Below are 23568 nucleotides of genomic sequence, written 5' to 3' on the forward strand. Positions count from 1 at the left end.
GGGCGATGCGTGCTGCGTGGAGCGAAGTGCTGAGGGGCGAGAACTACTCGTCGAGAGCGAGCTCCTTGGGCAGTTCGAAGTCCTTCTTCGACAGCTCCTCGACATTGACGTCCTTGAAGGTGAGCACCCGCACGGACTTCACGAACCGGTCGGAGCGATAGACGTCCCACACCCAGACATCCGTCATGGTCAGTTCGAAGTAGAAGTCGTGGTCGGTGTCGCGGCGCACGAGGTCGACCTCGTTGGCCAGGTAGAACCGACGTTCTGTCTCGACAACGAACTTGAATTGGGAGACCACGTCCCGGTACTCCCGGTACAGGGCAAGCTCGACCTCGCGGTCGTAGTCCTCGAATTCATCATCATCCATGGTGGTTCAATCTTAGGCCGTCGGCCCGGCAAGCTCATCTTTGCTCTTCAGCCAGCTGCGCCGGTGAAAATGAGTTGGCCCCAGCTCGTGGATCGCAGCCATGTGTGCGGCCGACCCGTAGCCCTTGTTCGAGGCCCAGCCGTAGCCGGGCGTCCGGAGGTCTTGTTCAATCATCAGTTGGTCTCGGTGCACCTTCGCAATCACCGAGGCGGCCGCCACCGACGCGCAATCGCGGTCGGCTTTGACCCGCGTCACGACCCGTAGTGGCGTCGCGAGCGCCGGATTCAGCCAGTCCTGGTGCCCGTCGAGCAGCACCACGCTCAGGGTGATCGCCGCCCCGGCCTCGTGCAACTCGACCAGCGCGCGTCGTGCGGCCAGTCCGAGGCAGGCGGTGATGCCCAACTCGTCGACCTCGCGCGCCGAGGCCAGCCCAACCGCCGCATACAGCGACCAGTCGCGGGCAAGCGGGGCGAGGGCGGTGCGCCGCTTCTCGGCCAGCAGTTTGGAATCCCTCAGCCCCTCGGGGATCGGCCCCACACTGGAATCGACCACGGACAGTCCGACCGCGACCGGTCCGGCCAACGCACCTCGACCCACTTCGTCACAGCCGATCACGAACTGGGCGCCGGCCTCGTGCAGTTGCCTCTCGACCTCCAGCGTCGGATCAGCCGGTGGTGTCATCCGAGGGGCCCCGCACCGGTGACAGGCGCATTCGACGCGGGTTGTTCAGGCTCGACCCCACGGAACACGTCGGGGTAATTGCCCAACCAGCTCCAGCGATCCACCGGCCAACTGATCACGAAGGCGCGCCCGACGACGTGGTCAACCGGCACGAAGCCCTTGCCGGGCAGATCCTGGTTGCGGCTGGAGTCCTTCGAGTTGTAGCGGTTGTCGCCCATCACCCACAGGGAGTCCGGGGGCACAGTCACGTCGAACGGGAGCGTGGCCGCGTCGGTGTCTCCCGGTCCGATGACAATGTAGGGCTCCTTGATGGGCACCCCGTTGATCGTGAGCTCCCCGAGTGGTGTGCAACAGGTCACCCTGTCTCCCGGCAGGCCGATCACCCGTTTGATCAAGTGGTCGTCACTGTCGGAAGCAGAGAGCCCGATCGCCGACATCACCCAGTCCAGGGAGGCGATCAGCGGATTCTGCTCGGTTTCGGCACGAGGGTACAGCCACCCGCCCGGGTCGCGGAACACCACGACATCACCGTGCTTGATCGGCACGAGCGACGGAACGAGCTGATTGACGATGATGCGGTCATTGACCAGAAGGGTCTGTTCCATTGACGTGGAGGGAATGTAGAACGAGCGGATCAGGAACGTCTTGATCAGAACTGATGCCAGCAGGGCGATGAGGAAGATGACGAGGATGTCGCGGATGAAGAGTCTGACGTTGCGTGACCTGCTGGGCGCGCCCTCGTCGTGGCCTTCGTCAGGCGCCTCAATCTGTGTCATCATCTCGAAATCTATCAGTTAACCGCGAGAGCTCCTGCCCCCGTCCAGGGTGGCAGGAGCTCGTGCGATCGAATCGGCCCTCAGCGGGGCCGGCCGAAGAAACTGCGGAGGTGAAAGCGGCTACTAGCGCTTTTCCTTGATCTTCGCCTTCTTGCCGCGCAGGCTGCGCAGGTAGTAGAGCTTGGCGCGGCGCACGTCACCGCGCGAGACGATTTCAATGTGGTCGATGACGGGCGAGTGCACCGGGAAGGTACGCTCGACGCCAACCTGGAAGCTGACCTTGCGCACGCAGAAGGTCTCGCGCACACCATCGCCGGAGCGACCGATGACGACGCCCTGGAACACCTGGATACGGCTGCGCGTACCTTCAATGATGTTCACGTGCACCTTGACGGTGTCACCGGCCCGAAAGTCAGGAATGTCAGAACGGAGGGAGGCCGCGTCGACCTGGTCGAGAATGTGCATGATGCATCGCTTCCTGCAGCCGCCACAGGTCGACTACGGTTTGAGAGTCAAAAAAGTTGATGGCCGCATTGATAGCGCACTCCCCCATGGCAGAGGCAGCAACGGCACAGTCGCCAATTCTGTCACAGATGGGGGCCCGAGCGCAAAGCGCGGCGAGACTCACGCTCGCGGGCGCTTCTCCTCGATGATGATCACATTCTCGGAGTGGGCGTCGAAACCGGGATTCCGCGGTGTGTCGAACCCGACCGGTGGTGCTGACCGACGCCGGGCCTCGTGCTCCAACCCATCGAGCGCACCGGCCAGTCGGCGCTTGGTATCGGCGAGCAACTGCCAGACAGCATTCCAGAATGCCACCAGGCCGAGTATCAGCACGAGCACCACCAGGGAGGCGGATGCCGCCGGGTGGAACCCCAGCGCGAAGATGGCTGCCTGCCAGGGCAGGAGGATGGCGATGTCGCGCCAGGACACGGCTCGCTCGTCGCGCACGGTGCCTCGGAAGAAGGTGAGAGCGCTGACGGCGAGCATGCCGAGCAACAGGATCGGAGCACCGACCAGTATCGCCAGAACGCCGGTGGCGCCGCCTTCTCCGAAGAACCCCCAGCCGACGAACAGCCACAGGGGTAACGCAAAACTGGCAATGAACTGCCAGCTGAAGAAGATGCGCCGAATGAACATGTGCTCAGCCTAAACACGATCGCCGCGTTCGGGCTGAAGTTTCGCTGACAGCTCACCGTGAGCGACGTGCGCGGGTCTCTGGAGGGCTATTCGTCTTCTGTCGCATCCAGCAGGTCGGGGCGCACCCGGCGAGTACGTTCCAGCTGTTGTTCGCGGCGCCAGGCGGCAATCGCTCCGTGGTTTCCGCTGGTCAACACTTCAGGTACCGCGCGTCCGCGCCAGAGGGCCGGTTTGGTGTAACTGGGGTATTCCAGCAGGCCGTCGGAGTGACTTTCCTCGACCAGGCTCTGCGGATTTCCGATCACGCCGGGGATCAGACGCCCGATCGCCTCGATCATTGCCATCGTCGCCACCTCACCGCCGTTCAGCACGTAGTCACCGAGGCTGACCAGACGAACCCGGGCCCGAGCGCCCGCGTCGTCGACGACACGCTGGTCGATTCCCTCGTATCGCCCGCAACCGAAGATCAAGTGCTGCTCGGCGGCCAGCTCGCGCGCGATCGCCTGAGTGAAGAGCTCACCGGCGGGGGACGGGAAAATGACCAGTGGAGTGCCGAGGCTTGTTTGTTCGGGTGGCAGCAAGGCGTCCAGCGCCTCGCCCCACGGCTCTGGCTTCATCACCATGCCCGCTCCCCCGCCGTACGGGGTGTCATCGACGGTGCGGTGCCGGTCATGGGTGAATTGACGCAAGTCGTGCACGCCCAACTCCATCAGCCCGGTCTGCCGGGCCCTGCCGAGCAGTGAGACGTCGAGCACGGAGAAGAACTCCGGAAAGATCGTGATGATGTCGATGCGCACGGCACCAAGCTTAGGGATCAATCCGCGCCCGGGGCCTATTCCGCGGTGGGCTCGTCGGGCAGTTGTTCGAACAAGCCGGGTGGTGGCGTCACGGTGACCGTTCTGGCGACGACATCCACAGCCGGAACGATGGCCTTGACGAAGGGAACCATGACCTCACCATTGTCGGTGTCGACGATGAGCAGGTCTTGGGACGGCAGGTGGTCGAGCCGCGAAATGGTACCGATGGTGACCCCGTCGCGCACGACCGCGAGCCCGATCAGCTGGTGGTCGAACCAGGCGTCTTCCTCTTCCGAGGTCTCATTCGGGTCTTGCTCGATCCACAGGATCGCCTTGATCAGCGTCTCAGCCGTTGAGCGGTCGGGAACATCTTTGAAGAAACCGACCGGATGCTGGTTGTACCAGCGCAGTTCGACCAGTTCGATGGTCTTACCGAACCAGGGCGAAGTTTCCGGCACCTGGAGGGTGAACACGGCGCCCGGAACGAAACGTCGTTCCGGGGCATCCGTGAACAGTTCGAGCTTGATTGCACCCTTGAGCCCGTGCGCCTTGGTCAGGCGACCAACGCGCAAGGTGGTGCGCTCAGGTTGTGCAGGTTTCATCTACTGGTCGTCAGAGATGTCGACACGAACACGCCGGCCGTCGGCCAGCGCTTCAACCACCGTGCGCAGCGCCTTGGCGGTGCGCCCGGCGCGACCGATCACGCGACCGAGGTCGTCGCTGTTCACCCGCACCTCGAGCAACTCGTTGCGCGGCGTCGATTTTTCTGTCACCCGCACATCGTCGGGGTGATCGACGATGCCACGAATGAGGTGGGTGAGCGCGGGAGCAAGCATGAACCTATGCCTTGTCGCCGTCGGTGGCCTCTGCGGCCGCCTCGTCGGTTGCCGGGGCTTCCTCGGCGGACTTCTCGTCCTTGGCGGGCTTCTCGTCCTCGGCGGGCTTCTCGTCCTTGGCCGGAGCCTCGTCCTTCGCAGGAGCCTCGTCCTTGACCGGAGCCTCGTCCTTCGCAGGAGCCTCGTCCTTGACCGGAGCCTCGTCCTTCGCAGGAGCCTCGTCCTTCGCAGGAGCCTCGTCCTTGACCGGAGCCTCTTCGACCTTCTCGGCCTTCGGCTTCAGCACGGGCTTCTTCTTCTCGTCGGCGACGAACTCGACCTTTTCTTCCTTGAACTTCACGGTGCTGACAGCATTCGCGTCGCCCTTGAACTTGCCCCAGTCGCCGGTCAGTTTGAGCAGCGCACGAACCTGCTCGGTCGGCTGGGCGCCGACTCCGAGCCAGTACAGAGCACGCTCCGACTCAATCTTGATGACCGACGGGTTCTCGGTCGGGTGGTACAGACCGATCTCCTCGATGACCCGGCCGTCACGCTTGGTGCGTGCGTCGGCGACAACGATGCGGTAGAACGGAGCGCGGATCTTGCCCATGCGCTTCAAACGAATCTTTACAGCCACAATTCTCCTGAATAATTTTATGTGTGGGCGAGCTGACGGCCGTGAGCGTGGGGGCACACTCGGCAGTAGGTCTAAGGGGGAGCTACCGGAACGCCTGATTAGAGGGTCGGACGATTCGGGCTCAACTCACCATTCTGTCAGATCTTCGGGCAACCCGTGAACCAATCCGAGTGATTCACATCCCGGGTTCAGGACTCAGGCGGCTTTTCGCGCCGCACTCTTGCCGTCACGCCAACTCAACCATTCATTGACCTTGGTCAAGTCGTGATCGGGGCCGGAGACCTGCAGGGTGTACAGGCGCGCCCCAAGGGCGTGCAACTCATCGCCCTGTTCGAGCGTGCGGTGCCCCACTTCGACCGAAACTTCGATCTCGCCCGGGTCGCGACCAACCGTGCTGCACCAGCTGTCGAGCACGCTCAACTTGTGCTCCAGCACTTCGGGGTCGGAGAAGCTGTGCCAGATATCGGCGTGTTCTGCCACGATGCGTAGGGTCTTCTTCTCCCCACCACCGCCGATCAGTACCGGGATGTGCCGGGTGGGGGGCGGCACAAGCTTGGACCAACGATCTCTGATCACGGGCATCGCCTGGGCGAGGTCATCAAGACGACTCCCCTTTGTGCCGAACTCGTAGCCGTACTCGTCGTAGTCGCGCTCGAACCAGCCCGACCCAGTACCGAAGATGAACCGGCCCACGCCGTCATTCGATCCGGCGCTGATGTGGTCAATGGTCCGTGCCATGTCAGCCTGAAGGTTCGCGTTGCGGTAGCTGTTGCAGTTGACGAGCGCGCCGATCTCGACGGTGCTGGTCTGCTCGGCCAGGGCGGCAAGCATGGTCCATGATTCAAAATGCAGGCCGTCCGGGTCTCCAAAGAGCGGGAAGAAGTGATCCCAGTTGAAGATCACGTCAACGCCCAGCGCCTCGAGTTCGGCGGCGGTGTCGCGAATCTGCTGGTAGCCGGAGTGCTGCGGCGCGATCTGTACGCCGAGGCGCACCGGACGGGACTGGGCGTGAATGGAAGAAGTCATCCGTCAATTCTAGGGCGCACACCATGGGCCAACTGCTCAGCCGGTTGGCGCCATAGCTCGGTCTAGCGGCCGAGCATCTTCTGCAGCGCGGCCAGTTCTTCTTCGCTCGGCCCACCATCTTTGGTCTTGCCTGCGCCCAGGCCGAAGCCGCTTCCGCCGCCGGCCGCCTGCGGTTTCACCCCGGCAGCGAGCGCCGCATTCTCGGCCGCCCGTTTGGCCGGGTTGCCCGACTTGGAGCCTTTCTTCTTCTGCTGTTGCGGCTTGGGCCGCCCGCCGAATCCGGCGCCGGGCATCGGCGGCATTCCCGGCATGTTCGGCATGCCACCCTTGGCAACCGTCTTCATCATCTTCGCGGCCTGCTCGAACCGGTTCACCAGCTGATTCACGTCGGTCACGGTCATGCCTGATCCGCGAGCGATTCGCAGCCGCCGTGAGCCGTTCAAGAGTTTGGAGTTGCGCCGCTCGGCGATCGTCATCGACTGGATGATCGCCTCGGTGCGCACGATCTCGCCCTCATCGAAGTTCTCCAGTTGCTGCTTCATCGCACCGGCACCGGGGAGCATCCCCATCATCTTCTTGATCGACCCCATGTTGCGCATCTGCTGCATCTGCTTGAGGAAGTCTTCGAGCGTGAAAGTCTCGGTCGCGAACTTCTCTGCGACCGCGCGCGCTTCGTCCTCGTCGAATGCCTCCTGCGCCTGCTCGATCAGGGTGAGGATGTCACCCATGTCGAGGATGCGGCTGGCCATGCGGTCGGGGTAGAACGGCTCGAAGTCGCCCAGTCCCTCACCCGTGGACGCGAAGATGATTGGGCGGCCCGTCACACTCGCCACGGAGAGCGCGGCACCACCGCGGGCATCACCGTCGAGTTTGGTCAGCACCACGGCCGTAAAATCGACACCCTCCTGGAACGCACGGGCGGTCGCCACGGCGTCCTGACCGATCATGGCGTCGATGACGAATAGCACTTCGTCGGGGTCGACAGCGCGGCGGATGTCGCCGGCCTGCTTCATCAGCTCGGCATCCACGCCCAGGCGACCGGCCGTGTCAACGATCACCACGTCGTACTGCTTGTCGGTGGCGTACTTGATCGAATCTTTCGCGACCCTCACCGGGTTGCCGACACCGTTGCCCGGCTCCGGCGCGTACACGGCGACTCCGGCCTGCTCCGCGACCACTTGCAACTGGGTGACGGCGTTCGGCCGCTGCAGGTCGGCGGCGACCAGTAGCGGCGTGTGGTTGTCCTTGGCCAGCCACAGGGCCAGCTTGCCGGCCAGGGTGGTCTTACCGGCGCCCTGCAGGCCGGCGAGCATGATCACCGTCGGCGGCTTCTTCGCGAACTGGATGCGCCGGGCCTCACCGCCCAGGATCGCAACCAGTTCGTCGTTGACGATCTGAACCACCTGCTGGGCGGGGTTCAGCGCGCGGTTGACCTCGTCGCCGAGGGCCCGCTCGCGTACGTTGTGGGTGAAGTCCTTGACGACGCTGAGCGCGACATCCGCTTCGAGCAGGGCGCGCCTGATCTCGCGGATCGTGCCGTCGACGTCGGCGACGGAGAGTTTGCCCTTGCCGCGGAGATTCTTGAATGTCTCGGCGAGGCGGTCTGAAAGGTTTCCGAAAGTAGCCATGGTTCCTCTAGTTTAACCGACCAGCTGGGCGGCGAAGACATGCGGGGTGAAGCCGGTCAGATCGCCGATGCCCTCACCCTGCCCCACCAGTTTGATCGGGATGCCGGTCTTCTCCTGCACTGCCAGCACGAAGCCGCCCTTGGCCGACCCGTCCAGTTTGGTGAGCACCAGGCCGGTGACGCCGGCATGCTCGATGAACGCCTCCGCCTGCGCCAGCCCGTTCTGCCCGGTCGTGGCGTCCAGCACGAGCAGCACTTCGGCGATCGGGGCCTGCTTCTCGATGACCCGCCGGATCTTCGTCAACTCGTCCATCAGGCCGCCCTTGGTCTGCAGTCGGCCGGCGGTGTCGATGATGACGATCTCGGTTCCGGTTTCGATCGCCCGGGCGACGGTCTGGAATGCGACGGATGCCGGATCCTGGCCCTGCTGCTGCGGTTTGACGATCTCGGCGCCGGCTCGCTCGGCCCACGTCGCCAGCTGTTCGACGGCGGCGGCACGGAACGTGTCTGCCGCCCCCACCAGCACGCTGCGGCCGTGGGTATGCAAGAACTTGGCGAACTTGCCGATGGTGGTGGTCTTGCCCACCCCGTTCACCCCGACCACGAGTACCACAGCGGGTCGCTCGGACAGGTGCAGCGTGGGGTCTAGCCTCGACAGGCGCTCCTCCAGCGATTCGCGAAGCATCCGCTGCAGGTCCTTCGGGTCCTCGGTGTGGTACTTGGCGACGTTGGCGCGCATCTCGGCGACGACCGCCTCAGAGATGTCCGGCCCGAAGTCGGCGGTGATCAGCGCGGTCTCCAGGTCATCCCAGGTGTCGTCGTCGATCGTCTGCTTCTGGAACATGCCACGAAGGGCGCCGGTCAATGACCACGGGGTGCGTTGTGCCATAGGTCTAGGTTACCGGTGGCACGGCTTGCTCTTGGCCGAAGCCGAGCGACGAACCTACGATGCGCGCTCGGCCACTTCGACGCGCTGGCCGACGACGGCGGAGACGCCGTCTTGGCGCATCGACACCCCGTAGAGTGCGTCGGCGATCTCCATGGTGCGTTTCTGGTGCGTGATCACAATCAATTGGCTGGTGGCGCGCAGGTCTTCGAACGTGGCCAGCAGTCGGCCGAGGTTCGCGTCGTCAAGTGCCGCCTCCACCTCGTCGAGCACGTAGAAGGGGCTCGGCCTGGCTTTGAAGATCGCGATCAGGAAGGCGACGGCGGCCAAAGAACGCTCACCGCCAGAAAGCAGGGAGAGGCGTTCGATCTTCTTGCCCGCCGGCTTCACCGACACCTCGATCCCGGTGCCGAGCAGGTCGTTCGGATCGGTGAGAGAGATGCTGCCGGTTCCGCCGGGAAACAGCACGGGGAACACGTCGGCGAACGCGGCCCGCGTGTCTTCGAACGCGGCGCCGAAGATCGCCTGCATCTTCTCGTCGATCTCGTCGATGATCGTCAAAAGGTCTTTGCGCGTGTTGGCGAGGTCGGTGAGTTGTTCTGTGAGGAACGCGTGTCGCTGCTCGAGGGCCGCGAACTCCTCCAATGCGAGGGGGTTCACCCGACCCAGCTGGGCGAGCTTGCGTTCGGCCTTGGCCAGGCGCGCCTTCTGCTGATCGCGATCGAACGGGATGCCTGCTGGTTCGGTCTCCTCATCGGCCGCCTGGTCGCGGTCCGTGGGCGCATCCGGCTCCGCGACGTCTGGTATCAGCTCGTTCGGCCCGTATTCGGCGACGAGCACCTCTTCGATCAGCCCGAGTTCGCTGCCGGCCCGCTCCAGCAGCGACGACAGGTGCAGTTTTCGCTCGTAGATCTGCAGTTCCAGGCCGTGCACGTTCTCGGTAATTGTGGCCAGACGTTCACGCAACCCGTTCTCGGTGGCCCGCAGGGCGATGAGTTCCTCGTTCTGGCTGGCGCGTTCCGCTTCCCTGACGGCGAGCAGCCGTTGGGCTTCGGCCACCGAGCCATCAACGGAGGCGAGCACGGTGGGCAACGCGTCGATCACGTCGGTCGCCGCGTCGGCCTGCCGGCGCCGGATCACCGCCAACCGGGCGGCCTCCTGGGCCTGCGCGCGCTCTGATTCCAGTTGGTCGACGAAGGACTGCACACGCGCCTGCTGCGCCCGGATGCGTTCGCGGGTGGTTTCCACCTCGAGGCGTGCCTGCACCTCCAACTCGCGGGCACCCTCGAGTTCGGCGTACAGGGCGTCGCGTGCGCTCACATCGAGGATGGGGCGCGGTTTCGAGCGCGCCTTCTCCAACTCGGCTGCGGTCTTCGTCTGAGCCGCGAGTGCCTCGTCGACGGCCACCGCCGCCACATCCAGGGCGGCCTGCAATCGCCCGCACTCAGCCAGTGAGGCCTCCTGCTGCACTGTGAACCGGTTGAGCCGGTCGGTGTGCGCGGTCTGCTGGTCGTCGAACTCGCGCAGCGCGGCCAGCGCAGCCTGGGCCCGCTGGGTCGCCTGCGTGTGCGCGGCTCGCTGTTCGGAAAGCTCCACTCGCAATTCGTCGATGGTCGCCGTCACCTCGGTCAACCGTTCGGTCGCGGCGTCCCTCTCGGCAAACAGTTCCAGCCTGGATCTGCGGGCCCCTGTTCCGCCACGCAGCACGTATTCGCTGAGAACCTCACCGGCGAGGGTGATGATGGTCATGGTGGTCCGGTTTTCGGCACGGTCGGCCCAGACCCGGCGGGCGACGGCCAGGTCGTCGGCGATCACGGTGGTCGCCAGGAGGCCCAGAACGCCGGGCGGCGCCGTGACCACACCGGCTGCCGATCGAGCGCCGGAGCCGAACGAATCAGGCACGTGGGTCGCGGCGGCTGCCTCGGCGACCACCAGCTCGACCCGGCCGAGCTCCAGCTCCTGCGCCGTGCGCAGGGCGTTCACCGCGTCATCATGGGTCTCGGCGAGCACGGCGTCGGCCAGCGTGCCGAGTGCGGCTGCGATCGCCAATTCGAAGCCCGCGCGCACCTGCACGTGTTCGGCGACCAGGCCGCGCACTCCTGGCACCTTCGCCTCGACCAGTGCGCTCGATCCGTCTTTGTGCCCGAGGGCAGAGGAAAGGGCACTGGCTTTGGCTGCGAGCGCATCCCGTTCCCGTTCGCCCGCGTGCAACTCGTCGCGTAGCCGCTCGATCTCCGCCTGCGCGGCGAATACCTCAGCCTTGGCCAACTCATGCCCCTCGTCGAGGTCGCCGCGGCCGAAGTCGGCATCGGCACGCTCGTCCTCGGCCTCGGCCAAGTGTGCCCGCGCCGCCTCGAGCCGCCCGCTGGCCTGGTCGAAGGCGTTTTGCTGACGCAACACCTCGCCGCGCACTGCGGCCAACGCGCTTGCTGCCGCATCGGCGCGTCCCGTGAGCTGGGAGATCTCCAGGTCGTGGCGGGAGACCATCGCCGACTGTTCGGCGATCTCCTCGTCCATCGCGTCAAGCTGTACCCGACAGGCCGCCGACGCGGCCTGCGCCGTGCCGTGTCTGCTCGCCGCCGCGGCAAGCTCACCGTTGAGGCGCTCCACCTCGGCCCGGGCGTCCTCGATCATCTGCGGGCTGACGCCCGGTTCGGCGCCGGGGCCGTCGGCCTGCGAGCCCAGCAGCGCCAGGCGCTGGTTGGCGAGGGTGAACAGTGACCTGAGCCGCTCCTGCACCTGCTCCAGCCCGAAGCTCACCCGCCGGGCCTCGTCGACGGCGTCACCCACCTGCGCCTGCTCGATATGCTGGATACGCAGGCGAGCCTGCTCCAGTTGTTCCTGCAACACGATGCGTTCACTGTGGCGCTCGTTCTCGGTGCGCGAATGATCGGCGATGGTGCGCCTGAGGCTCACCACTTCGTCTGCGAGCAGCCTGGCTCTCGCGTCGCGCACGATCGCGGCGATGGTCTGCGCCTCGCGGGCGATCTCGGCCTGGTGGCCAAGCGGTTTCAGCTGCCGCCTGAGCTCCCCGGCCAGGTCGCTCAACCGGGTCAGGTTGGCCTGCATCGCCTCGAGTTTGCGCAGAGTCTTTTCCTTGCGACGGCGGTGTTTGAGGATTCCGGCGGCCTCCTCGATGAAGCCGCGCCGCTCCTCAGGGGTTGCACGGAGCACCTGGTCGAGTTGGCCCTGCCCGACGATGACGTGCATCTCCCGGCCGAGACCGGAGTCGCTGAGCAGTTCCTGCACGTCGAGCAGGCGGCAGCCCTGGCCGTTGATGGCGTACTCGCTCGCCCCGTTGCGGAACAGCGTACGGCTGATGGTCACCTCGGTGTACTCGATCGGCAGTGCTCCGTCGGAGTTGTCGATGGTGAGGATCACCTGGGCACGCCCCAGGGGGCCGCGGGTGGAGGTGCCCGCGAAGATCACGTCTTCCATCTTGCCGCCGCGCAGGGTCTTCGCGCCCTGCTCCCCCATCACCCACGCGAGCGCGTCGACGACATTGGACTTGCCCGAGCCGTTCGGCCCGACCACACAGGTGACCCCCGGCTCGAACGCGAAGGTGGTCGGCTGCGCGAAGGACTTGAACCCCTTGAGGGTCAGGCTCTTCAGATACACCGCACCACCGGCCTCTCCATCGGCTGCGCCGGCCGGCCCCCGGCGCCTGTGACTACGGTACCGGATGCCCAACCCACGCCAGCGCGCACGCGCGGCCCGGCGTTCACCCACCCGAGTTCTTGTAACGTGGCCGACATGACTGGTTCGAAGAACACCGCAGAGGCCATCGCGACATCCGCCGCCGCGTCCGCAACAGCGTTCACCACAGCGTCCACCACCACGCCCACCACCGACGTGGTCACCACTGCGGCGCCCACTGCGGGGCCCACGACCGCGACCCCCACTGACCTCGACGCCCGCGCTCTCACCCCCGAGTGGTGGCGATCAGCGGTGATCTACCAGATCTACCCGCGTTCGTTCGCCGACTCAGACGGCGACGGGATGGGAGATCTGGCCGGCATCACCGACCGCCTCTGGGCGCTCACCGAACTGGGCGTCGACGCCATCTGGCTATCTCCGTTCTACCGGTCGCCGCAACGCGACGGTGGCTACGACGTGTCTGACTACTTCGACATCGACCCGCTGTTCGGCACCCTGGCCGACTTCGACCGTCTGTTGGCCGCCGCGCACGAGGCGGGCCTGCGCGTGATCATCGACATCGTGCCGAACCACACCTCCAGCGACCACCAGTGGTTCACAGAAGCTCTGGCAGCAGGCGAGGGCAGCGAGGAGCGCGCCCGTTACATGTTCCGTGACGGCCGGGGTGCCAGTGGCCAGTTGCCGCCGAACAACTGGGAATCGGTGTTCGGCGGCGGTGCCTGGACGCGGGTCACCGAACCTGACGGCACACTCGGCCAGTGGTACCTGCACCTGTTCGACACCACCCAGCCCGACCTCGACTGGGAGAACGAGTGGGTGCGGGAGAAGTTCCGCGAGATCCTGCGCTTCTGGTTCGACCGCGGGGTCGACGGTTTTCGAGTCGACGTCGCCCACGGCATGATCAAGGCTCCCGGTCTGCCCGACTACACGCCGCCGGCCGACAGCGGGTCGATGGGCGGCACCGCGCACGACTCCAAGCACACCGGCGAGCCCGAGCCCACGGCACCGTACTGGGCGCAACCGGGCGTGCACGAGATCTACCGGGACTGGCGCCGGATCGCCGACTCCTACCCGAACGCGCGCATTCTGGCGGCAGAGGCCTGGGTCGACCCGCTCAGCCGGGTGGCCGAATGGGTGCGCCCCGACGAGATGCACCAGGCATTCAACTTCGCCTTCTTGGAGACCACGTGGAACGCCGCCGCCCTGCGGCGGGTGATCGACGCGTCGATCACCACGTTCGGTGCGGTCGGTGCACCGAGCACCTGGGTGTTGTCGAACCATGACGTGGTGCGGCACGCCTCCAGACTCGCCCTCACCGCCGACAACCTGCAGGGGCACGGCATCGGGCCGAAAACGGTCGGGCTTCCCGACCCGGTGCTCGGGTTGAACAGGGCCCGCGCGGCCTCATCGCTGATGTTGGCTCTGCCGGGCTCCAGCTACATCTACCAGGGCGAGGAGCTCGGCCTGCCGGAGGCGATTGATCTCCCGGATGAGGCCCGCCAGGACCCCACCTGGTTCCGCACGGGAGGCACCCGCTACGGTCGCGACGGCTGCCGCGTACCGATTCCCTGGCAGGCGGAGGAACCCTCGTACGGGTTCGGACCGACGGAAGCCAGTTGGCTGCCGCAACCATCGGATTGGGCCGCCTACGCCCGCGACCGGCAGGAGGGCGTGGCCACCTCGACGTTGGAGCTGTACAAGAGTGCCTTACGGCTGCGGCGCGAGCACAGATTGGGCGTGGGCTCGCTGAACTGGCTGTCCGGGTTCGGAGATGACGTGGTGGCGTTTCGTAACGGCGATGTGAGCGTGATCGCGAACGCAGGCGACGCCCCGGTGCCGCTGCCCGCCGGTGAGATCATTCTTACCAGTCGCGCCTTCGACGGGCGCACGCTGCCCGCCGACTGCACCGTCTGGTTGCTCGGCTGACCCTGGCTGTCAGGCGGCTGGGCGCGGGCGCCGCAGGCGCTGACAGTACGCGCAGAAGTGCGATGACCGATTCATGAACGCTGCACGCCGGATCTCGCGACCGCAGCGGGCACACGGTTGACCCTGACGCCCATACGCATTCAGACTGTGCGCAAAATACCCGGATTGGCCATTCACGTTCACGTATTGGGCGTCGAAACTGGTGCCACCCTCCGCCAACGCCTTGTGGAGAACCGTCCTCACCTCGGCCAGCAGCAGCCGCGCACGCCGTTTGGACAGGTCGCCGGCCGGCTGTTCGTAATGCACGCGGGCGCCCCAGAGAGCCTCGTCGGCATAGATGTTTCCGATGCCGCTGATCACGCGCTGATCGAGCAGGGCACGCTTGATGCCTGACCTCGTGCGCGCCAGTCTCGCCAGAAACAGGCCGTCATCGAAAGCCTCATCGAGCGGGTCGCGCGCGATGTGCGCGACCTGGCTCGGAATCGACCGGGCCCAGGGTGCGTCCACCACCGCAGGTCCGCTGTAGCCGGCCACCTGTCCGTCGGCTGACGGCAGCAGGGTGTCGACCGCCATCGAACCAAAGATTCGCTGGTCGACGAAGTGGAGTGCCAGCTCTCCATGCTCGGGATGTTCGATCGTCAGGCGAATGCGCAACAGGTGGTCCATGCCGGCGTTCGGCTCGCGCAGCAAGACCTGCCCGCTCATGCCGAGGTGCGCGACCAGGGCTGTGCCACCAGGCAGTAGCTCATTCGAGAGTGCCCCATTTGGCAGTGCCCCATTCGGCAGTGCCCCATTCGAGAGGGGGAACCAGAGGAACTTGCCTCGTCGCACCGCGGCCTCGATCGTGCTGCCGGTGAGTAGCTCGACGAAATCGCCTGTGGCCGCTCGATGGCGCTTCAAGGAGCGTTCGTCGAACACCTCCACGCCCGTTATGGTGGCGCCCGTCACCGCTGGAGCCAGACCGAGGCGAACGACCTCGACTTCGGGGAGTTCAGGCACCGGGTGGGTCACCCGCATGGTCGATTTCGACCCCATCGCTGCCGTCGACGAGACGCCAGGCCGCTAGGGCTGCAGCCATCTCGGCCTGCTTCTTGCTCGTGCCGTCGCCGGTCGCCGTTACCAGTCCCTGAACCGTGACGACGGCGCGAAAACGCTTGTCGTGATCGGGGCCGCTCTCGGTCACCTCGTACGACGGGTGCTCCACCCCGTTGGCCGCGGCCACCTCTTGCAGAGTCGTCTTGGGGTCCATGGCAGCGCCGAAGTGGCCGGGATCCTTCAGCAGCGGGTCGATCAGCCGCAGAACGAACGAGGTCGCGTCATCCATACCCGAATCCAGGAACACCGCCCCGATCACCGCTTCCACGGTGTCGGCAAGGATCGATGATTTCTGCCGTCCGCCGGTGAGGTCTTCACCGCGACCGAGGAGGATGTGCGGTCCGAGGTCGATGCGGCCGGCCACCTGGGCCAGCGCGACCGTCGACACCAGGCTGGCCCGTCGCTTGGCGAGTTGGCCCTCGTCGAGATCGGGGTAGGTGCGGTAGAGCATGACTGTCACCGCTTGGCCCAGGATGGCGTCCCCGAGGAACTCCAGCCGTTCGTTGTGCGGTAGTCCCCCGTGCTCGTACGCATAGGAGCGGTGGGTCAGCGACAACTCCAGCAAGGCAGGGTCGATGGAGATACCGAGGCGCCGCTCGAGCGCGGCGCGCCGGGTGCGTACGGCCTGCTGGTTGCGGCTAGCCACGATCGCCATTCACCCCAGAGGATGAGCATCGGGTGGGCACGCCGCTACAGTCCAGATCAGACGTCAGCGACCTTGCGGCCCTTGTACTCCATGAACAGTGCGGTGCCAGCCGAGTCCTCGACGACCTTCGCACGGTGCGGCAGGCTGTAGGTCACCTTGCCGTTTTCGACCGTCTTCACCAGGGTTGGCGCTTCGGCCTTCCACTGCGAACGGCGCGAACGGGTCGCGGATCGTGACATCCTTCTCTTGGGTACAGCCATTTCAAACTCTCTTTTCTAGTTTTCGTCCGCGCCCGCGGAAATGCCGCGGTCACGATTGTCTGTGGAAGCTTCAAACCCGTTCAGCGCAGACCACCGGGGATCCGTACTGGTTTCGAAGTCATAGTCCAGATTCTTTGCCAGTTCCTCACCCGTGGTTGGGTGAAGTCCTGGACAGTCCTCTTCGCATACCGGCTGGAACGGCAGTGAAAGCACCACCGCATCCCTGATAAGAGGTTCAAGATCCACGTGGTCGTCGTGAACCTCATATTCGAAAGCTTCGTCAGAAGAATACGCGAAAAGTTCCTGAATATCGACTTCGACCGGCACGGTGATCGATTTCAGGCACCGGCTGCACTCTCCGACGGCCACGGTATCCACCTCGGCGGAGACCAGAATCCCGTCGTGCAGCGACTCATAGCGCATGTCGGCATTCAGGGTTGCACCTTCGGGCACAGCGACCATGCCCTCGCCCATTTTTTCGGGGACGATGATCGTGAGCTCCGCATCGCGGGATTCACCGGGACGGTGCACCAGGTCGCGAACGAGAATGGAAAACGGGTTGGCAGGATTAGGTTTGGCATGACTCATTGACACTCCCCCATTCTACCGGCGGTCGGCTGGGCGTTCCCCGACGCCCCTCGTCCTCGCGAGCCGTTGTGGCCGACAGACTGTGGGAGGCCCGTGCTGCCGGCCACAACGGCGCTTAGAGTCCGAGGCTCGTGAGGGCGTCGTCGTAGATTGCCAGCGCCCGGGCGACCTCGTCATCGGTGACCACACACGGCGGCACAACGTGGATACGGTTCTCCGAGAGGAACGGCAACAACCCGCGCTCCATCAACGCCGCCTTGATTCGCCCCATGGTGGCGGCATCCACCGGCTCACGGGTCTCCCGGTCAGCGACCAACTCCAGGGCCCAGAAGACACCGAGCCCCCGCACGTCTCCGATTGATGGGTGGTCAGCCTGAAGTTTCGCCAATCCCGGGGCGAGAACATCGGAGCCGATGCGTTTCGCGTTGGCGACGATCCCCTCGTCCTCCATGGCATCCAATGCGCCGATGATCGACGCCATCGCCAGCGGGTGCCCGGAGTACGTGAGGCCGCCGGGAAACACGCGCTCGTCGAACGCAGCAGAGATCTCCGGGGAGAGTATGACCCCACCGGCAGGCACGTAACCGGAGTTGACTCCCTTGGCGAACGTGACCAGGTCGGGAACGACATCGTAGTTGTGGAAGGCGAACCACTCGCCGGTGCGGCCGAACCCGGCCATGACCTCGTCGAGGATCAGTTTGATTCCGTAGGTGTCGCAGAGAGCGCGCACGCCTTCCAGGTAGCCGGGCGGGGGCGTCATGATGCCGGCGGTGCCGGGCACGGTCTCGAGCAGGATTGCGGCGATACCCGTGGCTCCCTCGCCCTGGATGACATGCTCGAGGTGCGTCAGGGCACGCTCGCTCTCCTGGGCCGGGCTGTCTGCCCAGAATTCGGAACGGTAGGCGTACGGGCCGAAGAAGTGCGCGTGCCCGCGAGCGTATTGGTTCGGCTGACGACGCCAGTCACCCGTGGCGACGATGGCCGCTCCGGTGTTGCCGTGGTACGAGCGATAGGTGGAGAGCACCGTGTCCCGCCCGGTGACCAGTCTGGCCATGCGAATGGCATTTTCGTTCGCATCGGCGCCGCCATTGGTGAAGAAGACCTTCTCAAAACCCGGTCCCACCTTGTCGAGGATGCGCTTCGCCGCCTCGCCGCGAGCCAGGTTGGCCGTTGCCGGCGCGATGGTTGCCAGTAGGTCGGCCTGATCCTTGATCGCCTGAATCACCCGCGGGTGCTGGTGGCCGATGTTGACGTTGACCAACTGGCTGGAGAAGTCGAGAAACTTGTTGCCGTCGAAATCCCAGACGGTGCAGCCGAGTGCCCCGGCGATCGCCATCGGTTTCAGCGCTGCCTGGGCCGACCAGGAATGAAACACGTGGGCCTTGTCGAGGTCGTGGGTCTGCTGGCCGAGTGCGGCGTCGGAGGTGATTGTCATGATCTGGCTTTCTTGTGTGTTGGCCGCGGGACGGTGGTCATCCCGCGCGGGCGGTGCTGTGCACGGCCGGGGCTGTGCTGGGCTGGGTCTGTGGCTGGGCTGGGTCTGTGGCTGGTCTGGGTCATGCCGTGCTGGGTGGTGCGAGCCCGAGCAGGCTGAACCCCGAGACCCTCGAAGTTGTGCGCCGAGGGTCCCGGGGTGCCGTACTTACATTATGTACGAACGACGTGTCAGTTGCCGCCCTCGTTCAGAACGACGTCGATCGGCGTATAGCCCGTGCCCTTCACGTCGACACCCTCGGCAATGAGTTCGTCCAACGCCTTCTGGACGTACTCATTGGTGTGGGCAGTCGCCGGCGGCGCCTCGGTGAGGATGGTCGCGCCTGTGTCGTTCGCCGTTTTCAGAGCGATGTCAACGGTGCGCGCCCACGCGGCATCATCGGTGATGCCGATGCCGTTGGTCGACGGCCAGATCAACTTATTGACCTCGTTCGCCATCCACAACTGGTGGCTCGTGCCGAGCGTCGAGCCGGCAGCGGTGACGATGTCAGCCGACGCCTGCGGGTCGTTCATCACGTAGATCCAGCCCTTGATGGATGCTTTCAGGAACTTGACCGTGGTCTCTTGGTAGGCCGGGTCACTCGCGAGCTTGTCCGCGTCGGCCCAGATGGAGTCCTGCAGCATTCCGCTGCCCTCCTTGTTCCAGTCGATCACGTTCAGGTCTTCGGGCTGGTAGAGCTTGCCGGTGTCGGGGTTGATCGTCTCCAAGACCTGAGCGTACTCGTTGTAGGTCATTGCCTGGGCGGCGTCGATGTCGCCCTGCAAAAGGCCCAGCATGTCGAAGCCCTGCGTGACCATGGTGACATCGTCGATGCCGACCTTCGCCTGCTGCAAGCCGGCGAAGATCTCCCACTCGTTTCCGTAACCCCAGCTGCCGACGGTGTGCCCCTTGAGGTCAGCTGCGGAGGTCAGGTTCTTGTCCTTGAACGAGACCTGCAGGGTTCCGGAGCGCTCGAAGATCTGCGCGACACTGGTGATGTTCGCACCCTGTTGGATGGAACCCAGCACCTTGGGCACCCAGGAGATCGCGTAGTCGGCGTCTCCCGAGACCAGCGCATCCTGCGGAACGATGTCTGCGCCACCCTCCTGCAGCGTGACGTCGAGTCCCTCGTCTTTGTAGTAGCCCTGGTCGAGCGCCGCATAGTAGCCGCCGAACTGGGCCTGGGCGAACCACTGCAGTTGCAGGGTCACCGGCGTGAGGTCGGTGGTTTCCGCAGTGCCCGGGTCAGTGGTCGGGGCGGCCACATCCTCGTCTGTGGTGCCGCCCGGGCTGCAACCGGTCAATGCGAGAGCGACAGCCGCGAACGCTGCCACGCCGGTCATGAGACGTGTGCTGTGTTTCATTGATTCCTCCTGTTGTGTTGCTTGTTGTAGACGGTGAACCTTCGCCGGTCACCGGTGCACCGGACGCTCATCTCGAACTGTTCCCTTTCAGGACCAGCTTCTCCAACCCCATGCTGGCGAGGTAGAAGAGCAGACCGAGAATTATGGAGCCCAGGACATATGCCCAGGCCAGCGGATAGTTGCTCTGGGAAGCGGCGGTGGTGATCGCCTTGCCCAATCCTCCGATCGGACCGCCGAAGTACTCGGCGATCACCGCAGCGATCACCGCGAGGGAGGAGGCGATCCGAAGACCGGTGAACAGAAACGGCAGTGCGGTGGGGAGCGTCACGATACGGGTGGTCTCCCACGTGCCGGCCGCGAGGGCGCGCATCAGGTCGCGATGCACCGGTTTCACCTGGCGCAGTCCCTTCAGCGTATTCACGTAGACCGGTACGAACACGGCGAGTGCGGCGACCAGGATGCGCGCGGTCTGCTCGGCGGCGCTGAACATTCCGTAGAGCACCGGCGCCAGAGCCACGATGGGGATGACCATCGCGGCAGCAACCACCGCTGCGCTCAGTTCATCGATGGCGCGCACCATCGCAGCGATCAGGGCCAGACACACGCCGATGACCAGCCCGAGCAACAGCCCAAGCAACGAGTTCAATCCGGTGACCATTGAATTCGACCACACGGTGGCGAAATTTTCGCTGAACTGGGCGCCGATCGACAACGGGCTGGGCACGATGAAGGGCTTGATGTTGAACCATACGACCGCGGCCTGCCAGATCGCGAGCGAGAACACCCCCAGCAGGATGGGGGGCAGCAGCCCCTTGGAAGCCCCGAATGCTGCCCTCATCGGTTTTCGACTCCCCGTACCCCGGTCGCGTGCGTGCCGTGCAGATGTTCACGAACCTCGCTGACCGAGGCGAAGAACTGGTCATCCTCGCGCAGGTCGTCGGTGCGTTCGCCCGCCCCGAGTTTCACGTCCACAACCGCCTGGATGCGTCCGGGCCTCGGCGACATGACCACCACGCGGTCGGCAAGGAAGACGGCCTCCGGGATGGAGTGGGTGACGAAGACCACGGCGGCCTGGGTCTCGGCGCAGATGTGGGCGAGCTCCGCCTGCATGTGCTCACGGGTCATCTCGTCGAGTGCACCGAATGGCTCGTCCATCAGCAGCAGATTGGGGCTCTCGGCGAGCGATCGAGCGATCGCAACCCGTTGCTGCATGCCGCCGGAGAGCTGGTCGGGATAGTTGTCGGCGAAGTCGCCCAATCCGACCAGGAGCAGCAGTTCCCGCGAACGGGCGGTGCGCGCAGCCTTGGAGAACCCGTGCAGTTCAAGCGGCAGTTCGATGTTCGCCCGGACGGTGCGCCACGGCAGAAGTCCGGCCTGCTGGAACGCGATCCCATACTCCTGGTCGAGCCTGGCCTGTTTCGCGGTCTTGCCGAAGACGGTCAGCGTGCCGCTGGTGGGCGTGTCAAGGTCGGCGATCAGACGCATCAGGGTGCTCTTTCCACAACCGGATGGGCCGATCAGCGAGACGAACTCGCCCGCGGCGACAGTCAGGTCGATGTTTTCGAGAGCTGTGACCGTCGCGCCCTTCTTCGTGGTGAAGATCTTGCCGACATCGCGCACGACGACGGCGTCGGAGCCGCCCGTGCTCTGGCTCTCACGTTCGCCGGTGAGTGGTTGCGTCATTGTTTCCCCTGTTTGATTGCGTGTATCTGAAGCCTGCGCAGCGGGCACCCTGTTTTCGATGGCCGTCACGAATTGGTCTCCTGTCTCATGAATCGCCTCAGGAAGAGAGCGAACACCGAGACGATTCCCGCGGCGATCAATCCGATCGCGATGGCGCCGAAGATCGGCGCCCACGGTTTGCCGGGATCCCCTCCCGCCGCACCGGCGAACTCAATCACTGTTCGGCCGATTCCGCCCTTGAGGCCGATAGAGACCTCGGCAACGATGGTGCCGATCACTGCGTTCGCCGCCGCCAACTTCAGGGCGGGGATCAGGTACGGGATGCTCGCCGGGATGCGCAACCGAATCAGCGTCTTCCACCAGCCCACCCCGTAGGAACGGAAGAGTTCGACGTGGGCCGTCTCGGGTGAATTGAGCCCCTGCAGTGCCCCGATCGACACGGGGAAGAAGGCGAGATAACTCGCGATCAGCGCCACCGACATCCAGTTCTCCCAGACGAAGGAACCGAACTCGATCTGGGAGCCCCACCGTCTCACCAGCGGGGCGATCGCGATCAGCGGCACTGTCTGACTGAGGATGACCCAGGGCAGGACGGCCGATTGTGCCGTGCGGAATCGTTGCATCAGCACGGCCAGCAGGAAGCCGACCGAGACACCGATGATCCATCCGACGGCCGCGACGTACAGGGAGAATGCGCTGGCGTCGACCACCGCCTCCCACATCATCTTCGAGTTGGCGGCCCCGGTGAGGGGCTGGAACAGGCGCTCGAACATGGTCCACACGTGCGGCATCGACATGTCGTTCGTGCGGGGAAGAATAATGGTCGTGCCGATTGCCCAACCCTTTTCCGGGCCGAGGAACTTGTACAGCTCCCAGAACACCGCGATGCCCACGACCCCGAGTGCCCCCAGGATCACGCGGCGCAGGTTGCCGGTGCCGCCCGAGGACGGTCGCGCGCGGCTCGCCGTGGTCGGATCATCCCCCGGCAAGACGGCCATCAACTGGGTGGTCGGCGTCTGTCCCTGCGTCATGCTCGCGCCACGATGTGTTCGCGGAGTGCCGGAATAACCGTCTCGCCGTAGACGCGCAGGGTCTCTTCCTTGTTGTCGTGCTGCAGGTAGCCGGCAAACTGGTCCACGCCGAGCGCCTTCAGCGCCTGGAGCTTCTCGATGTGCTCCTCAGCGGTGCCCAGCACGCAGAACCGGTCGACGATCTCGTCGGGCACGAAGTCGGCGTGGGTGTTCCCGGCGAGGCCGTGCTCGTTGTAGTCGTAGCCCTCACGTGCCTTGATGTAATCGGTCAGCGCGGCCGGTACCGACGAGTCGGCGCCGTACTTGGTGACGATGTCGGCAACGTGGTTTCCGACCATTCCCCCGAACCAGCGGGACTGGTTACGCATGTGCACGATGTCGTCGCCGACATACATCGGCGCCGCGACGCAGAACTTGATCGACATGGGGTCGCGGCCGGCGTTGTCGGCGGCGGTGCGCACCGCACCGATCATCCACTCCGCGATGTCAAGGTCGGCCAGCTGCAGGATGAACCCGTCACCGACTTCCCCCGTCAGCTTCAAAGCCAGAGGGCCGTACGCCGCGACCCAGATGTCCAACTCCGAGCCACGGCTCCACGGGAATTGAAGCGTGGTGCCGTTGTACTCGACCGACCGCGAGTTGGCCAGTTCTCGGATCACGTGGATCGACTCACGCAACGTCTTCAGCGTTGTGGGTGTGCCGTTGGAGACTCGGACCGCCGAGTCACCGCGGCCGATGCCGCAGATAGTGCGGTTGCCGTACATCTCGTTCAGGGTGGCGTACGTGGATGCCGTCACGGTCCAGTCCCGGGTCGCCGGGTTGGTGACCATGGGGCCGACCTTGATGCGGTGCGTCTCAGCCAGGATCTGGCTGTAGATGACGTACGGCTCCTGCCACAGCACGTGCGAGTCGAACGTCCACGCGTAGTCGAACCCGTGCTGCTCCGCCAGTTTGGCCAGCGCAACGGTGCGCGAGGCGGGTGGGTTCGTTTGCAGTACGGCGCCGAATTCCATTGATATGTCCTGTGACTTTCTTGTGGGTTGAACTGTCTGCAGGTGCACACGCCCCTGCAATGGTGGGTTGGGGAGCACC

24 protein-coding genes are annotated in these 23568 nt (G+C 65.0%); 1 reads left to right on the forward strand and 23 read right to left on the reverse strand.

Annotation, left to right across the window (positions count from 1 at the left end; genetic code table 11):
- Positions 1-43: 43 nt before the first annotated feature.
- The 13 genes from DL891_RS10395 to smc all read right to left on the reverse strand — a co-directional run bounded on the left by DL891_RS10395 (position 44) and on the right by smc (position 12370).
- Positions 44-367 carry a DUF2469 domain-containing protein gene (locus tag DL891_RS10395; protein WP_111720370.1) on the reverse strand — a complete coding sequence of 108 codons (324 nt, stop codon included), beginning with the start codon at positions 365-367 and terminating at the stop codon, positions 44-46.
- Between the two features lie 12 nt (positions 368-379).
- Positions 380-1048 carry a ribonuclease HII gene (locus DL891_RS10400; protein ID WP_111720371.1) on the reverse strand — a complete coding sequence of 223 codons (669 nt, stop codon included), beginning with the start codon at positions 1046-1048 and terminating at the stop codon, positions 380-382.
- Positions 1045-1827, reverse strand: a complete 783-nt coding sequence (gene lepB / locus DL891_RS10405) for a signal peptidase I (RefSeq protein ID WP_111720372.1) — start codon at positions 1825-1827, stop codon at positions 1045-1047. Before lepB ends, DL891_RS10400 begins: the two co-directional genes overlap by 4 nt.
- Before the next feature lie 120 nt (positions 1828-1947).
- Complete coding sequence (gene rplS / locus DL891_RS10410; protein ID WP_111720373.1) at positions 1948-2289, reverse strand: 50S ribosomal protein L19; 342 nt, start codon at positions 2287-2289, stop codon at positions 1948-1950.
- A gap of 159 nt (positions 2290-2448) precedes the next feature.
- Positions 2449-2964 carry an MFS transporter gene (locus DL891_RS10415; protein ID WP_111720374.1) on the reverse strand — a complete coding sequence of 172 codons (516 nt, stop codon included), beginning with the start codon at positions 2962-2964 and terminating at the stop codon, positions 2449-2451.
- A gap of 86 nt (positions 2965-3050) precedes the next feature.
- Positions 3051-3761, reverse strand: coding sequence for a tRNA (guanosine(37)-N1)-methyltransferase TrmD (trmD, locus tag DL891_RS10420; protein WP_111720375.1), 711 nt, complete (start codon positions 3759-3761; stop codon positions 3051-3053).
- A 35-nt stretch (positions 3762-3796) separates the two neighbouring features.
- Positions 3797-4363 (reverse strand): ribosome maturation factor RimM, encoded by a 567-nt coding sequence (gene rimM, locus DL891_RS10425; protein ID WP_111720376.1) that lies wholly within the window; start codon positions 4361-4363, stop codon positions 3797-3799.
- On the reverse strand, positions 4364-4597 hold the full coding sequence (locus DL891_RS10430; protein ID WP_111720377.1) for an RNA-binding protein: 234 nt from the start codon (positions 4595-4597) through the stop codon (positions 4364-4366).
- A 4-nt stretch (positions 4598-4601) separates the two neighbouring features.
- Positions 4602-5213: a 30S ribosomal protein S16 gene (gene rpsP, locus DL891_RS10435; protein WP_111720378.1), complete on the reverse strand. Its 612-nt coding sequence runs from the start codon at positions 5211-5213 to the stop codon at positions 4602-4604.
- 195 nt (positions 5214-5408) lie between these two features.
- On the reverse strand, positions 5409-6239 hold the full coding sequence (locus tag DL891_RS10440) for an LLM class F420-dependent oxidoreductase (RefSeq protein WP_111720379.1): 831 nt from the start codon (positions 6237-6239) through the stop codon (positions 5409-5411).
- Positions 6240-6301: 62 nt separating this feature from the next.
- Positions 6302-7867 carry a signal recognition particle protein gene (ffh, locus tag DL891_RS10445; RefSeq protein ID WP_111720380.1) on the reverse strand — a complete coding sequence of 522 codons (1566 nt, stop codon included), beginning with the start codon at positions 7865-7867 and terminating at the stop codon, positions 6302-6304.
- 12 nt (positions 7868-7879) lie between these two features.
- The gene (ftsY, locus tag DL891_RS10450) at positions 7880-8755 is read right to left on the reverse strand and encodes a signal recognition particle-docking protein FtsY (RefSeq protein ID WP_111720381.1); all 876 of its coding nucleotides are present in this window, start codon (positions 8753-8755) and stop codon (positions 7880-7882) included.
- A gap of 54 nt (positions 8756-8809) precedes the next feature.
- Complete coding sequence (smc, locus tag DL891_RS10455; protein ID WP_111720382.1) at positions 8810-12370, reverse strand: chromosome segregation protein SMC; 3561 nt, start codon at positions 12368-12370, stop codon at positions 8810-8812.
- Between the two features lie 135 nt (positions 12371-12505).
- On the opposite strand from smc, the gene DL891_RS10460 reads away from it, so the two are divergent.
- Positions 12506-14335 (forward strand): glycoside hydrolase family 13 protein, encoded by a 1830-nt coding sequence (locus tag DL891_RS10460; protein WP_111720547.1) that lies wholly within the window; start codon positions 12506-12508, stop codon positions 14333-14335.
- Positions 14336-14344: 9 nt separating this feature from the next.
- Here the strand turns inward: DL891_RS10460 and mutM are convergent, their stop codons facing one another.
- The 10 genes from mutM to DL891_RS10510 form a co-directional block, all read right to left on the reverse strand.
- Positions 14345-15334, reverse strand: coding sequence for a bifunctional DNA-formamidopyrimidine glycosylase/DNA-(apurinic or apyrimidinic site) lyase (gene mutM, locus DL891_RS10465; protein ID WP_111720548.1), 990 nt, complete (start codon positions 15332-15334; stop codon positions 14345-14347).
- Positions 15327-16085 carry a ribonuclease III gene (gene rnc / locus DL891_RS10470; RefSeq protein WP_111720383.1) on the reverse strand — a complete coding sequence of 253 codons (759 nt, stop codon included), beginning with the start codon at positions 16083-16085 and terminating at the stop codon, positions 15327-15329. Before rnc ends, mutM begins: the two co-directional genes overlap by 8 nt.
- Before the next feature lie 47 nt (positions 16086-16132).
- The gene (gene rpmF / locus DL891_RS10475; RefSeq protein ID WP_111720384.1) at positions 16133-16336 is read right to left on the reverse strand and encodes a 50S ribosomal protein L32; all 204 of its coding nucleotides are present in this window, start codon (positions 16334-16336) and stop codon (positions 16133-16135) included.
- 15 nt (positions 16337-16351) lie between these two features.
- The gene (locus tag DL891_RS10480; RefSeq protein WP_111720385.1) at positions 16352-16924 is read right to left on the reverse strand and encodes a DUF177 domain-containing protein; all 573 of its coding nucleotides are present in this window, start codon (positions 16922-16924) and stop codon (positions 16352-16354) included.
- 115 nt (positions 16925-17039) lie between these two features.
- Positions 17040-18359 carry an aspartate aminotransferase family protein gene (locus DL891_RS10485; protein ID WP_111720386.1) on the reverse strand — a complete coding sequence of 440 codons (1320 nt, stop codon included), beginning with the start codon at positions 18357-18359 and terminating at the stop codon, positions 17040-17042.
- A 230-nt stretch (positions 18360-18589) separates the two neighbouring features.
- The gene (locus tag DL891_RS10490; protein ID WP_111720387.1) at positions 18590-19762 is read right to left on the reverse strand and encodes an ABC transporter substrate-binding protein; all 1173 of its coding nucleotides are present in this window, start codon (positions 19760-19762) and stop codon (positions 18590-18592) included.
- A gap of 67 nt (positions 19763-19829) precedes the next feature.
- A complete protein-coding gene (locus DL891_RS10495; RefSeq protein ID WP_111720388.1) occupies positions 19830-20600 on the reverse strand; it encodes an ABC transporter permease in 771 nt (256 codons plus the stop codon).
- Positions 20597-21445: an ABC transporter ATP-binding protein gene (locus DL891_RS10500; RefSeq protein WP_111720389.1), complete on the reverse strand. Its 849-nt coding sequence runs from the start codon at positions 21443-21445 to the stop codon at positions 20597-20599. The genes DL891_RS10495 and DL891_RS10500 overlap by 4 nt, the downstream gene beginning before the upstream one ends.
- A 65-nt stretch (positions 21446-21510) precedes the next feature.
- Positions 21511-22476, reverse strand: coding sequence for an ABC transporter permease (locus DL891_RS10505; protein WP_232819112.1), 966 nt, complete (start codon positions 22474-22476; stop codon positions 21511-21513).
- Complete coding sequence (locus DL891_RS10510; protein WP_111720390.1) at positions 22473-23489, reverse strand: TIGR03842 family LLM class F420-dependent oxidoreductase; 1017 nt, start codon at positions 23487-23489, stop codon at positions 22473-22475. The genes DL891_RS10505 and DL891_RS10510 overlap by 4 nt, the downstream gene beginning before the upstream one ends.
- Positions 23490-23568 lie beyond the last annotated feature (79 nt).

The organism is Homoserinimonas sp. OAct 916 (assembly GCF_003260275.1).
Lineage (GTDB): Bacteria > Actinomycetota > Actinomycetes > Actinomycetales > Microbacteriaceae > OACT-916.